This window comes from Achromobacter xylosoxidans A8, assembly GCF_000165835.1.
Taxonomy (GTDB): Bacteria; Pseudomonadota; Gammaproteobacteria; order Burkholderiales; family Burkholderiaceae_B; genus Achromobacter; species Achromobacter xylosoxidans_B.
Map to the genome: position 1 here is coordinate 5,939,967 of NC_014640.1, position 12,813 is coordinate 5,952,779.

The following is a 12,813-nucleotide window of genomic DNA, read 5'->3' on the forward strand; positions in this document are numbered from 1 at the left end:
GGCTCCTGGCGCGCTTGCGGCTAACCGTCGATCAGCGACGGATCCCAGGCATGGACGCGCTGCCGCTGCTCGCCCAGGCCGGCAATGCCCAGCCGCATCTCGTCGCCCGCCTTCAGGTACACAGGCGCAGGCTTCTGGCCCATGCCCACCCCTGGCGGCGTGCCGGTGCTGATCAGGTCGCCTGGATACAGGGTCATGAAACGGCTGACATAGGACACCAGTTGCGCCACGCCGAACACCATGGTGCGGGTGCTGCCGTTCTGATAGCGCCTGCCGTTGACCTCCAGCCACATGTCCAGCGCCTGCGGTTCGGCAATCTCGTCGGCGGTGACCAGCCACGGGCCGACGGGGCCGAAGGTGTCGCAACCCTTGCCCTTGTCCCAGGTGCCGCCGCGCTCGATCTGGTACTCGCGTTCGGACACGTCGTTCACCACGCAATAGCCGGCCACGTGCTTCATGGCGTCGGCTTCGCTGACGTAGCGGGCCCGGTCGCCGATCACCACGCCCAGCTCGACTTCCCAGTCGGTCTTGACGGAGGCTTGCGGCAGCACCACCGGATCATTGCAGCCGACCACGGCCGAGGTGGGTTTCATGAAAATCACCGGCTCGGCCGGCACCTGCAAGCCGGACTCAGCCGCATGGTCGGCGTAGTTCAGGCCGATGCAGATGAACTTGCCCATGCCGCTCCAGGGCGGCGCCAGGCGGCCCGGGCGATCCACCAGCGGCAGGCTGGCCGGGTCCAGCGCGCGCAGCGGCGCCAGGCCGGCCTGCGTGAGCGTGGCGGCGGCAATGTCCGGCAGCACGGCCGACAGATCCCGCACCTGCCCATTGGCATCAAGCATGCCGGGCTTCTCTGCGCCTTTCGCGCCATAACGCAACAATTTCATCGCATGTTCCTCGTGTGTGTCGTAGATGTTCAGTTCGACCAGCCGCCGTCGATGACCTGGGCGGTGCCGGTGGTGAAGGCGGACTCGTCGCTGGCCAGGTACAGCGCCAACAAGGCGATTTCCTCGGCGCTGCCGATGCGGCCCATGGGTTGGCGGGCAACGAAGGCGGCCTCGACGGCGGCCAACGTCTGTCCGCCAGCGCTGGCCTGCGCCTCGATGCGCTGGCGCAGCGAAGGCGATTCCACCGTGCCCGGGCAGATGGCGTTGCAGCGTATGCCCTGGCCCACGTAGTCCGCGGCCACCGACTTGGTCAGCCCGATCACCGCCGCCTTGGTGGCGCCGTAGACGCAGCGGTTGGGCGCGCCCTTGATGCTGGACGCCACCGAGGCCATGTTGACGATGGAGCCGCCGCCGCGCGCCAGCATACCGGGCAGGCAGGCGCGGATCATGCGGTACATGGACTTCACGTTCAGCTCGAACGAGAAGTCCCAGGCTGGTTCGTCGCAGTCCAGGATGGTCCCGGCATGCACGAAGCCGGCGCCGTTGAACAGCACGTCCACAGGCCCGGCCTCGGCGACCAGCTCGCCGATCGCGGCGGCGTCGGTCACGTCCAGCACGCGGCGCCGGCATCCCGCCAAAGTCTCGAGCGCCCCGCCGTTGATGTCCAACGCCAGCACGTCGGCGCCTTCGCGGGCATAGGCCTCGGCCACGGCGCGGCCTATGCCCTGGCCTGCGGCGGTGACGATGGCGGTCTTGCCTTGCAGTCTTCCGGTCATGACGATTTCCTCTTTACTTGGCCATGCCCATGACGGTTGGCAGCCAGAGCGTGATCTGCGGGATGTAGGTAATGGCGATCAGCGCCGCGAACAGCGGCACCAACCAGGGCAGGATGGCGACCGTGGTCCGTTCCACCGACAGCTTGGAAACGCGCGCCAGCACGAACAGCACCATGCCCATGGGCGGATGCAGCAGGCCTATCATCAGGTTAAGCGTCATGATCAGGCCGAAATGGATCGGGTCGATGCCAAGCTTGAGCACGATGGGCAGCAGGATAGGCACCAGGATGGTGATGGCGGCGATGGTGTCGATGAAGCAGCCCACGATCAGGATCAGCACGTTGGCCATCAGCAGGAATACCCACTTGTTCTGCGTCACGCTGAGAATGCCGTCGGTCAGCGCCTGGGCGGCCTGGGTAGTGGTCAGCAGCCAGGCGAACACCGAGGCGGCGGTGACGATGAACAGCACCGAGGCGGTGGTCTCTATGGTGTCGAAAGTGGCTTTGGCCAGGGTCCGCAAGGTCATGGACCGATAACGCACCAGTCCCAGGAACAGCGCCCATATCACCGCGGCCACGGCCGCCTCGGTGGGCGTGAACCAGCCCAGCGTCATGCCCCCGATCAGGATGACGGGCGCCATCAGCGCCATCACCGCCGAAAAGTTGTAGCGCCAGTCCAGCGCCAGCAACACCGCAAAGGCAATGCCCGCGGCCAGATTGGCCGACACGCCGGCTTGGGTCATGAGCCAGATAGCCAGCGGGAATGCCAGCACGATGCCGACCTCCAGCCCGGCTGCGCCCAGCCGCTTCCAGTCGAAAGACACATCGCCGCCCCAGTTGTTGCGGCGTGCGTAGTAGGCCACGGTCAACATCATCAGCACGGTCAGGACCGCGCCGGGGATCAGGCCCGCCAGGAACAGCGAACCGATGGATACGTTGGCCATCATGCCGTAGATCACGAAAGGCAGCGACGGCGGGATGATGGGCCCCAGCGTGGCCGAGGCGGCCGTCACGCCCACCGCGAACTCGGTCTCATAGCCGTGGTCCTTCATGGCCTTGATCTCGATGGTGCCCAGGCCCGCAGCGTCGGCGATGGCGGTGCCGGACATGCCGGCGAACACCACCGAGCCGATGATGTTCACCTGCCCCAGCCCGCCGCGCATCCAGCCCACCAGCGCCACGGCGAAGTTATAGATGCGGCCGGTGATGCCGGCGATGTTCATCAGGTTGCCGGCCAGGATGAAGAAAGGCACGGCCAGCAGCGGGAAGGACTCCACACCCGCGATCATGCGCTGCGCCACCACCACGTCGGGCACGCTGCCCGAGATCAGCACGAACAGCAGCGACGCGCCCGCCATGGCCACCGCCACCGGCAGGCCGAAGATCATCAACAGCAGAAAGGTTCCGATCAGTATGCCCATGTCTCGCTTCCGGTTGTCGTTGTCGGGTTCCGGGGCTGCCCCGGCTAGTCCTGCGACTCGTAGGCCGCGGGGTTTTCCAGGATGGAGTAGCCCTGGCGCCAGTTGCGCGCCGACACCTGCACCGAGCGCAGGAACATCAGGACGAACCCGGCCAGCGCCATCCAGTAGACATAGGCCTTGTTCCAGAACAGCGTGGTCATGGGCTCGTCGCCCACCAGGACGATGTAGCGGTAGGTAAGCCACACCGCATAGCCGAAGAACGCCGTGCGCAGCAGGTCGATGACGGTGGCCAGCGCCCGGCCGACAGGGCGCGGCAGATAGCGATACAGGAAGTCCACCTGGATGTGGCGGCAGGCCCGCACGCACATGGCCGAACCGATGAACACCACGCCGATCAGGCAATAGACGGCAAGTTCCTCGGTCCAGGCGTAGGAATCGTTCAGCACGTAGCGCGAAAAGAACTGCAGGAAGACCAGTAGCGCCATGACCCAGAAGATGCCCAGGCAGATCCAGTCCTCGGGCTGGTAGCCAGCCAGGCTGACCTCGTGCTGGTCGGCTTCCTCGAAACTGTGGACGATTTCTTCCGCCGTGGCGGGCGGCTGGTGCCCGGCGGGATGGACAGGGTTGTTGCTGGCGGCCGCCATGACGGCGGCCTTGGCATCTGAATGCATGGCGTTCCCCTTGTGCGGAATCGGACGGGTCGCTGCGGGGCCGCGCTGACGGCCCCGGGTGCGCTTACTTCACGGCCTGGATCCGTTCCCAATCCGATTTTTCGTAGCCGTACTGCTTGAACGGCACCTTCTCCAGCACGGTGTCGCGGAAATCCGCGACGTTCACTTCCGCCACGTTCAGGCCGCGCTTGCGGAACACCTCGACCATCTTCTTCTCGCTTTCGGCGACCTCGGCGGACGCCTTTTCCGCCGCCTGCTGCGCGACTTCGGAGAAGATCTTCTTGTCCTCGTCGGACAGGCTCTTCCACAACTTTCCCGAGATGACCGTGTTCAGGTGATCGACGATGTGGCCCGTGAGGATGATGTTCTTCTGCACTTCGTAGAACTTCTTGGCCTCGATGGTGGTGAGCGGATTCTCCTGCGCTTCCACGGTGCCGTTCTGCAAGGCCAGATAAACCTCGGCAAAGGCGATCGGCGCGGTATTGGCGCCGCAGGCGCGCGGCATGGCCAGATAGGCTGCCACGTCGGGCACGCGGATCTTCAGGCCCTTCATTTCGGAACACTTGGTGAAGGCGCGGTTGGAGGTGGTCTGGCGCGTGCCGTAGTACGTGGTGGCGACGATGTGGTTGCCGCTCTTCTCGTCGTAGCCGCGCGTGAGCTCTTTGTAGATGTCGCTCTTGGTGTAGGCGATCAGGTGCTCGGGATTGCGGAAGATGTAGGGGTAGTAAGTGACGCCGATGCGGGGAAAGCTCTTGGCCGCGAAGCTGGAGCCCGAGATGATGATGTCCACCGTGCCCAGGGTCAGGCCCTGGTTGATGTCGTTTTCCTTGCCCAGCTGCGAGGCCGGGTATACGTCGATCTGGTAGCGGCCGTTGGTGCGTTTGCCGATTTCCTGCGCCGCCCAGACGGAAGCGGTATGGAAGGGTTCGGATGTCTCGTACACGTGGGCCCACTTGAGCTTGGTCTGCGCCAGCACGCTGCCGCTGGCGGCGAGCGCCAGGGCGGCAACCAGCGCCTTGACGGCGTTGCCTAGGTTCATGTCGTCTCCTCGTTGTTTTTTGAATGCCCGGCGTGGCGGCCCATGGTGGGCCGCCAGCGGTTCATGCTTCAACTACAAGTTGCACCTTGGTACTGCGACTGCGATCCGCCGCCAGCTCGAAGGCCTCGAATGCCTGCGACAACGGCAACTGCGCGCTCATCAGGGGTCGCACGTCCACCTTGCGCGTACGCAGGTAAGAGACCGCCCAATCGAACTCCACACCCGCGCGGAACGCGCCGACATAGTCGAGCTCCCGCGCCATGATGTTGTTGGCCGGAAACGCGATGCCCTCGGCGGGCAGCGTTCCCACTTGCACGATGCGGCCGCCGCGCCGCGTCGCCGTCAGGCAGGTCGCCAGCGCCGCCGGACTGCCGGCGGCCTCGATGCTGATGTCGGCGATATCGGCCAGATCGGTGGGCGCGAGCAGGTCGCTGCGCATGGCCTCATCGGCGCCGACCTGACGCGCCATCTCCAGCGGCCGGTCGGCCACGTCCACCACCGTCACGCGCGCCGCGCCCGCCAGTCTGGCTGCCAACACGGTCATGCAGCCTATGGTGCCGCCCCCCGTCACCAGGACATGCTTGCCCATCATCGGTCCGGCCCGGTTGACGCCGTGCAGGCCGATGGACAGCGGCTCGGCACAGGCGATCTCGCCCAGCGAGACATCCTCTTCCGGCACCGGCGTCAGTTGCCGCTCGCCCATCACGAAGCGCTCGCGGAACATGCCTTGCACATGCGGATAGAGGCTGGCGCTGCCGAGAAAGCGCATATTGCGGCAAAGATTGTCGCGGCCGGCGCGGCAGTAATCGCAGCCGCCACAGGGATGAGAGGGATTGATCGCAACCTTCATGCCCGGCGCCACCGAGCGCACGGCCTCGCCGGTGCGCAGCACCACGCCCGAAGCCTCGTGGCCGGGGATGAGAGGCTCGCGGATGACGAAGGCGCCCACGCGGCCATGCAGGAAATAGTGCAGGTCGGAACCGCAGATGCCCGCAGCCCCCAGTCTCAGTTCCACCTCGTGCGGCGCCAGCGGCGCGACTTCGTCCGGTTCCAGGCGCAGGTCGCGCGCCCCGTGGATGCGACAGGCCAGCGTCATGGCGATTTTCTCCTGGTCATTCCGAACGGGGGGCACCGGCGCGTGATGCTCATGGTGTCGTCTGCTCCCGGCTGGCTAGCGGCTGGCCGGGAGCGTCCGCGCCGGGCCAGCTTGCGGTAAGGCGGTCATGCGAGCAGGCCAGATGGTGGTGCATGGCAGCACGCGCGCCGCGGTCGTCGCCGGCGCGGATGGCGTCGATCACCTTGCGATGCTCGGCGATGGCGGCCGCCCAACTGGAAGGATTTTCGAAGTAGTCGCCCAGCTTCACGGACAAGGGGTTGTGGCGCTCGTCGAACAGTTCGCTCACCACGCGCACCAGCACGGCATTGTTCGCCATCTCGGCGACGCGCAGATGGAACAGCCGGTCGCCGCGGATCGGCACGTTGCCGGCCAGCGCCTCGTCTTCCATGGTGCCGACGGCTTCGGCCAAACCATCCACCAGCGCGGGGGAGTTGCGCAACGCGGCCTGCGCGGCCAGTTCGCCTTCGATCACCTGGCGGGCGCGTATGGTTTCCAGCGGGCTCTCGGCCATCAGGCTGGCGCGCGGCCCCCCGGCCAGGCTTTGCACATAGACGCCCGAGCCCATGCGCACTTCCACCCAGCCTTCGACCTCCAGCGCGATCAGCGCCTCGCGTACCGAAGGGCGCGACACGCCCAACTTGAGCGCGAGATCGCGCTCGGGCGGCAGGCGCGCGCCGACCGGAAACTCGCCCGTCTCGATCAGCAAGCGGAGCTGGTCGGCGATCTGGCGGTACAGGCGGCGAGGTTCGATGGTCTGGATAGGCATGGACTGGATGGAAAATTCAGGCCAAAAGGTAAAGTGGCCTTACCAATTGACCAAATCTTGCGCCGCTGCTGCATAGGTCACAATTAGGGTTTGCCCAAAGATCCACGCGATGGCTTCGCGGGCAATGCATATCTGTTAAAAAGCCGCCACACCCAGCCCACTTTCAGCATCCATGTCACACAATCCGCATCACTCGCCCTACAAGAGCACAGGCGGCCTGCGTCGCATCCTCAATGCGCTGCGCTACTCCCTGCAGGGCCTGAAGGCCGCCATCAAGTACGAGGCGGCTTTCCGCCAGGAACTGGCGCTGGCCGTGCTGATGATTCCGGCCGCGTTCTTCCTCGGCCGAACCACGGTCGAAGTGTTTTTCCTGATCGGCACGGTAATCATGGTGCTGGCGGTGGAGTTGCTGAATTCCGCCATCGAAGCGCTGGCCGACGCGCTTTCGGTCGAATCGCACCCGCTGCTGGGACGCGCCAAGGACCTGGGCAGCGCCGCGGTGATGCTGCTGCTGATCTTCGCCGGGACGGTCTGGGTGGGCGTGGCCATCAGCCGTTTCGTCATGCATTGACACGGCTAGTCATCTCCGGGGAGATGCGCCGCTATTTATACTGGGAACCATGATGCCTAGATCGACGCCCGACTCTTCCGAGCGCATTGTCATCGTCGGCGGCGGCGCCGGCGGTCTGGAATTGGCGGCCAAGCTGGGCCGCGTGCATGGCCGGCAACACATCACGCTGGTCGACAGCCGCCCCTTCCATATCTGGAAACCCTCGCTGCATGAGGCTGCCGCGGGCACCTTGGACATCCACCAGGAAGGCCTGTCCTACCTGATGCTGGCCCATATGAACGGGTTTTCGTTCGCGCAAGGCCGCCTGGAACAGGTCGACCGCGAGCAACGCCGCATCACCCTGGACGCGGTGAACGACGCGCAGGGCCAGGAAGTCCTGCCGCGCCGCGAACTGGCCTACGACACCCTGGTGCTGGCGATGGGCAGCACCTCCAATTTCTTCAATACCCCCGGTGCGGCCGAACACGCGGTGACGCTGGACTCGACCGAAAACGCCGAGCAATTCCGCCTGACCATGCTCAAGGCCATGGCGCTGGTGGACCAGGCCAAGGTGCGCAACCCTTCGGCCCGGCTGGATCTGGTGATCGTGGGCGGCGGCGCCACCGGCGTCGAACTGGCGGTGGAACTGGTCGAGGCCAGCCACGTGGTCAGCGCCTACGGCCTGCCCAATTTCCAAGCCGAACGCGACCTGGCCATCACCCTGGTCGAGGGCGCGCCGCGCATCCTGTCGGCCCTGCCCGAAAAAATCTCAGTGGCGGCCACCAAGCGGCTGACCGAGTTGGGCATCCGGGTCGAAGCCTCCTGCCGGGTCTCCGAAGTCACGGCCGACAGCGTCAAGACGGCCGATGGCCGCGAATTCCCCGCCCAACTCTGCATGTGGGCCGCCGGCATCCAGGGTCCGGCCCTGCTGGCCGACCTGGGCCTGCCGCTGAACAAGGTGGGCCAGCTGGAAGTGAACGAGCGCCTGGAAACCGCCGATCCGCACATCCTGGCGCTGGGCGACTGCTGCGCCGCGCCCTGGCGCGACGGCCGCAGCGTGCCGGCCCGCGCGCAGGCCGCGCACCAGGAAGCCGACTACCTGGCCAAGAAGCTCACCGCGCGCCTGCGCCACGCGGCCGAGCCCACCGCGCCCTATGTCTACGAGGACCACGGTTCCCTGGTGTCGCTGGGCCAGGACGCCGGGGTCGGCAGCCTGATGGGCAAGCTGGCGGGGCGGGGACTGTTCGTAAGCGGTACACTGGCACGCCTGATGTACATGAGCCTGCACCTGATGCACCACAAGGCGGTGCTCGGCATCTCGCGTACCGCCTCCCTTGCCCTGGCCCGCCTGCTCATGCGGCGCACGCGCCCGCGGGTCAAACTGCACTGAACTCCCATGAATTTCCTGCAAAAACTCGAACACGCCTGGACCACCAGCAACTCGCTCCTGCAAGTCGGGCTGGATCCCGATCCGCAGCGCTTCCCGCGCGAATTGCAGGACAAGCCGGACGCCATCTTCCAGTTCTGCCGCGACATCGTGGACGCCACCGCGCCCTACGCCTGCAGCTTCAAGCCGCAGATCGCCTACTTCGCCGCGCACCGCGCCGAAGACCAGCTGGAAGCGCTGTGCCAGCACATTCGCGAGAAGCATCCGGACCTGCCCATCGTGCTGGACGCCAAGCGTGGCGACATCGGCTCCACCGCCGAAAACTATGCCCGCGAAGCCTACGAACGCTACCAGGCGCATGCGCTGACCGTCAGCCCCTACATGGGCCTGGACTCGGTCGAGCCCTACCTGGCGTGGCGCGACCGCGGCGTGATCGTGCTGTGCCGCACCTCCAACCCCGGCGGCTCGGACCTGCAATTCCTGAAGATGGACAATGGCGAGCCGCTGTACCTGCACGTCGCGGGCCTGGTCGCCGACAAATGGAACGCCAACGGCCAGTGCGGCCTGGTGGTGGGCGCGACCTTCCCGAATGAGCTGGCCGCGGTGCGCGAGCGCATCGGCGACGCGGTGCCCCTGCTGGTGCCGGGCATCGGCGCCCAGGGCGGCGACATCACCGCCACCGTGAACGCAGGCGCCAACGCGGCCCGCAGCGGCATGATGATCAACTCTTCCCGCGCCATCATCTACGCCAGCGGCGGCGACGACTGGCGCGAAGCCGCCGGCACGGCGGCCAAGGGCTTGCGCGACGCGATCAACGCGGTGCGCTGATCCGGCGGGGGTCTTGCACCCCCAGCCGCGGAAATCCTTACTTCAGCGCCGGTTGACCGGCGCTCCCAACAACTCCAGCAGGCCACGCAGCGCGTAATCCACCGCTGCCTGACGCACTTGCGCGCGGTCGCCCGGGAACACATGCGTGACGGCGCGGCTGCTGATGCCCTCGCCCGCACGCAGCGCGAAACCGAAGCACACCATGCCCACCGGCTTGCCGGGTGTGGCCCCGCCAGGACCGGCAATGCCGGTCGTCGATACCGCCACATGCGCAGCGGGGGACGCCAACAGCACGCCATTGGCCATCTCCAGCGCCACCGGTTCGCTGACGGCGCCGAAGTGGTGCAAGGCGTCGGGCGACACGTCCAGCTCGGAGACCTTGGCTTCGTTGCTGTAGGTGACGAAGCCGCGCTCGAACCAGTCGCTGGACCCCGCCACCGCGGTCATCGCGCCGGCCAGCAGGCCGCCGGTGCAGGATTCGGCCGTGCCCAGCATCCAACCCTTGCGCCGCAGCGTTTCGCCCAGCCTTTCGGCCAGCGCCAGCGACGTGGCCTGCGCCAGTTGCCCGGCCGACAGATTCGGCTGGCTGCCTTCTTGTTGTCCGCTCATCCCAAGACTCCAGTGCGCACGACCAGCGCCATGACCAGCAAGGCGTATGCGGCCGCCACGATATCGTCCCACATCACGCCGAAACCGCCCTTGATGTGGGCGTCGAAGAACTTGATGGGAGGCGGCTTGACGATGTCGAACGTGCGGAACAGCACGAACGCCAGCGCCTGCGACAACCAGCCCGCTGGCGTCAGCCAGAGCACCAGCCAGAACGCCACCATCTCGTCCCAGACCATTCCGACATGATCCGACTGCTGGAGTTCACGGCCGACGCGATGGCAGGCCCAGCATCCGTACAAAAAAGCCAGCGCCAGGAACACGCCGATTGCCAGGTCCGATGCGGCGGGCGCGGCGGCGACCCAGATCGCCCAGGCCAGCAGCGTGCCCCAGGTGCCCGAAGCCGGCCGGATCAGGCCGCTGCCGAAGCCGAAGGCAATGAGCCTCCCCGGATCCCGGCAGACCCAGGACAACGGCGGATATGCGGTCCGGGCGCGGTCGCGCATGGAGGTGGGACGATTGTCGGTCGCGGACATGGGGGTGAGGGTTGGAATGCGGCGGATCAGGCCGCGGGAAAGTGATCGAAACCCGCCGGCAGCTCGGCCAGGGGCTGGCCCTGGCTGTCCAGCACGGACAGGCCGGGCTGCGCCTGGGTCTGCCCCACGCGGGTGACGCGCGCGCCGGCCGACGCCGCCGCGGCCAGCACGGCCTCGCGCCGGGAGACGGGCGCGGTGAAGCATAGCTGGTAGACGTCGCCACCGCCCAGCACCGCGCGGCGCAGCGGCGCATCTTCCAGGGACGCCAGGGCGGCTGCCACGGGCATCTGCGCGTAATGCAGCGTGGCGCCCACGCGGCTGGCGGCCAGGATGTGGCCCAGGTCCTGCAGCAGGCCGTCGGAGAGGTCAATGGCGGCATGGGCGACGCCGCGCAGCGCCAGGCCCAGCGCCACCTGGGGCTGCGGCCATTCGAGGGCGCCACGGGTCGCCGCGAGCAGCGCCGGGTTGGCGGGGTACTGCCCGTCCAGCAGGCGGTAGGCGACGTCAGCCGCCCCCAGTTCGCCCGATACCCAGATGTCGTCCCCAGCGCGCGCGCCGTCGCGGCGCAAGGCCTGCCCGGCGGGTACTGCGCCGAACACGGTGACGCTGATGGCAAGGTCATGCGCGCTGCGGGTGGTGTCGCCGCCGATCAGCGGGCAGTCGTGAGCGCCGGCCAACGCATGGAAGCCTTCGGCGAACGCCGCCAGCCAGGGCTCGTCCAGCCGCGGCAAGGCCAGGCCCAGCACGCAGCCGATGGGACGGGCGCCCATGGCGGCCAGGTCGGACAAGTTCACCGCCAGGGCCTTGTGTCCCAGCGACTTCGGATCGACATCGGGAAAGAAATGGCGGCCTTCCAGCAGCAGGTCCGTGCTGGTAGCCACCTGCTCGCCGGGCGGGACCGGGAACAGGGCGCAATCATCGCCCACGCCCAGCAGGCCGGCAGGCGCCGCGCGGGTGAAATAGCGCGCGATCAAATCAAATTCGGACGCCAAGGCAACTCCGCAGTCCGGCGCAGCTGGCCGGCATTGAAACCACGGGGGCTTGCCGCCCCCACAAATCATGCGGCGCGCCCCGCAATCAGGAAGAAACCCCAACCCACACCTCGCGCGGCAAGACCTCGCGGCAAGAAACAGGTACCCCCCCAATCCGGGCCGCGCGGATCCGGCTCCGCCGGTCCGCAGCGGCGCCCCCCTGGGGGGGAAGCGCGCAGCGCTTCGGGGGGGGAGACTACCTCTTGTTGACTTCGTTCGCGCGCACGTCGGCCGCCAGCTTGTCCAGCACGCCGTTGACGAACTTGAAGCCGTCGGTGCCGCCGAACGACTTGGCCAGTTCGACGGCTTCATTGATGGCGACCTTGTACGGCACTTCGACGTGATGGATCAGTTCGAAGCTGCCGATCAGCAGGATGCCATGCTCGACAGGCGACAGTTCGGCCAGCGGACGGTCGACATAGGGCGTGAAACGCTGGCGCAACGCGGGCGCTTCGCGCAGCACGCCATGCAGCAAGGTCTTGAACCACTGCGCGTCGGCCTCGGAAAAGTCCTCGGTGTCGCGCAGATGGGCGTCGATCTCGCCGGCGTCCTGCGTGCCTTCGCCGCCACGCAGCAGCCACGCGTACACGCCCTGCAGGGCGAACTCGCGGGCGCGGCGGCGCGCGCTGCGCGCGTTGGCGCGGGCTTGCGCCGCGCTATCAGCGCTGGTCGTCGTCTTCTTCGTCGTCAAAATCTTCGTCCTCGTCTTCGTCGTCTTCGTCTTCTTCCTCGGGTTCCAGGGCCGCCACCAGGTTGGCCATTTCAACGGCCACCTGGGCGCAATCGCGGCCCTTGCCGGCGGCGCGCGCCTGCGCCTGCTCGTCGGTGTCGACGGTCAGCACGCCATTGGCGACGGGGATGCCGGTTTCCAGGGAAATACGGGTGATTGCAGTGGCCATTTCATTGCTGACCACTTCAAAGTGATAGGTCTCGCCGCGGATGACCGCGCCCAGCGCGATCAGGGCGTCGAATTCAAACGTTTCGGCCATGTGGGACAGGGCCACGCCCAGTTCCAGGGCGCCCGGAACGGTGGCGACCATCACGTCGCGCTCGTCCACGCCCAGTTCGGCCAGTTCCTTCAGGCACGCTTCGAGTTCGGCCTGGCCGATTTCCTCGTTGAAGCGGGCGCGTACGATGCCGATGTGCAGCCCTTCGCCGTTCAGGTCGGGGGTAAGGATGTAAGGGTTCATATGTCGGCC

At 66.9% G+C, this 12,813-nt stretch carries 15 protein-coding genes; 3 read left to right on the top strand and 12 right to left on the bottom strand.

All coding sequences use genetic code 11. The annotated features are described in order from the left end of the window. Positions 1-20: 20 nt before the first annotated feature. The 7 genes from AXYL_RS27465 to AXYL_RS27495 form a co-directional block, all read right to left on the bottom strand. A complete protein-coding gene (locus AXYL_RS27465) occupies positions 21-887 on the bottom strand; it encodes a fumarylacetoacetate hydrolase family protein (RefSeq protein ID WP_013396150.1) in 867 nt (288 codons plus the stop codon). A 29-nt stretch (positions 888-916) separates the two neighbouring features. Then, positions 917-1,663: an SDR family oxidoreductase gene (locus tag AXYL_RS27470; RefSeq protein ID WP_013396151.1), complete on the bottom strand. Its 747-nt coding sequence runs from the start codon at positions 1,661-1,663 to the stop codon at positions 917-919. A gap of 13 nt (positions 1,664-1,676) precedes the next feature. Beyond that, on the bottom strand, positions 1,677-3,083 hold the full coding sequence (locus AXYL_RS27475) for a TRAP transporter large permease (RefSeq protein WP_013396152.1): 1,407 nt from the start codon (positions 3,081-3,083) through the stop codon (positions 1,677-1,679). Between the two features lie 44 nt (positions 3,084-3,127). Continuing rightward, complete coding sequence (locus AXYL_RS27480) at positions 3,128-3,754, bottom strand: TRAP transporter small permease (protein WP_013396153.1); 627 nt, start codon at positions 3,752-3,754, stop codon at positions 3,128-3,130. 64 nt (positions 3,755-3,818) lie between these two features. Further along, positions 3,819-4,793 (bottom strand): sialic acid TRAP transporter substrate-binding protein SiaP, encoded by a 975-nt coding sequence (locus tag AXYL_RS27485; protein ID WP_013396154.1) that lies wholly within the window; start codon positions 4,791-4,793, stop codon positions 3,819-3,821. 61 nt (positions 4,794-4,854) lie between these two features. Continuing rightward, positions 4,855-5,889 (bottom strand): L-idonate 5-dehydrogenase, encoded by a 1,035-nt coding sequence (locus AXYL_RS27490; protein WP_013396155.1) that lies wholly within the window; start codon positions 5,887-5,889, stop codon positions 4,855-4,857. A gap of 49 nt (positions 5,890-5,938) precedes the next feature. Further along, complete coding sequence (locus tag AXYL_RS27495) at positions 5,939-6,676, bottom strand: FadR/GntR family transcriptional regulator (RefSeq protein WP_013396156.1); 738 nt, start codon at positions 6,674-6,676, stop codon at positions 5,939-5,941. A gap of 172 nt (positions 6,677-6,848) precedes the next feature. Here AXYL_RS27495 and AXYL_RS27500 point away from each other — a divergent pair, with 172 nt between their 5' ends. Genes AXYL_RS27500 through pyrF form a run of 3 tightly spaced genes read left to right on the top strand, consistent with a single transcriptional unit; the run spans position 6,849 to position 9,441 of the window. After that, positions 6,849-7,247: a diacylglycerol kinase gene (locus AXYL_RS27500; RefSeq protein ID WP_013396157.1), complete on the top strand. Its 399-nt coding sequence runs from the start codon at positions 6,849-6,851 to the stop codon at positions 7,245-7,247. A gap of 49 nt (positions 7,248-7,296) precedes the next feature. After that, entirely contained in the window at positions 7,297-8,616 is a 1,320-nt protein-coding gene (locus AXYL_RS27505) for an NAD(P)/FAD-dependent oxidoreductase (protein ID WP_041654339.1), read from the top strand. A 6-nt stretch (positions 8,617-8,622) separates the two neighbouring features. Next, a complete protein-coding gene (gene pyrF, locus AXYL_RS27510; protein ID WP_013396159.1) occupies positions 8,623-9,441 on the top strand; it encodes an orotidine-5'-phosphate decarboxylase in 819 nt (272 codons plus the stop codon). 42 nt (positions 9,442-9,483) lie between these two features. On the opposite strand, the gene AXYL_RS27515 is transcribed toward pyrF, so the two are convergent. From AXYL_RS27515 to ribH, 5 genes are all read right to left on the bottom strand, one after another. Further along, a complete protein-coding gene (locus AXYL_RS27515; RefSeq protein WP_013396160.1) occupies positions 9,484-10,050 on the bottom strand; it encodes a CinA family protein in 567 nt (188 codons plus the stop codon). Beyond that, a complete protein-coding gene (locus tag AXYL_RS27520; RefSeq protein ID WP_041656413.1) occupies positions 10,047-10,553 on the bottom strand; it encodes a phosphatidylglycerophosphatase A in 507 nt (168 codons plus the stop codon). The genes AXYL_RS27515 and AXYL_RS27520 overlap by 4 nt, the downstream gene beginning before the upstream one ends. Positions 10,554-10,609: 56 nt before the next feature. Continuing rightward, complete coding sequence (gene thiL, locus AXYL_RS27525) at positions 10,610-11,575, bottom strand: thiamine-phosphate kinase (protein ID WP_013396162.1); 966 nt, start codon at positions 11,573-11,575, stop codon at positions 10,610-10,612. A 235-nt stretch (positions 11,576-11,810) separates the two neighbouring features. After that, entirely contained in the window at positions 11,811-12,305 is a 495-nt protein-coding gene (nusB, locus tag AXYL_RS27530) for a transcription antitermination factor NusB (protein ID WP_013396163.1), read from the bottom strand. Then, entirely contained in the window at positions 12,274-12,804 is a 531-nt protein-coding gene (gene ribH / locus AXYL_RS27535) for a 6,7-dimethyl-8-ribityllumazine synthase (protein ID WP_006391339.1), read from the bottom strand. Before ribH ends, nusB begins: the two co-directional genes overlap by 32 nt. Positions 12,805-12,813 lie beyond the last annotated feature (9 nt).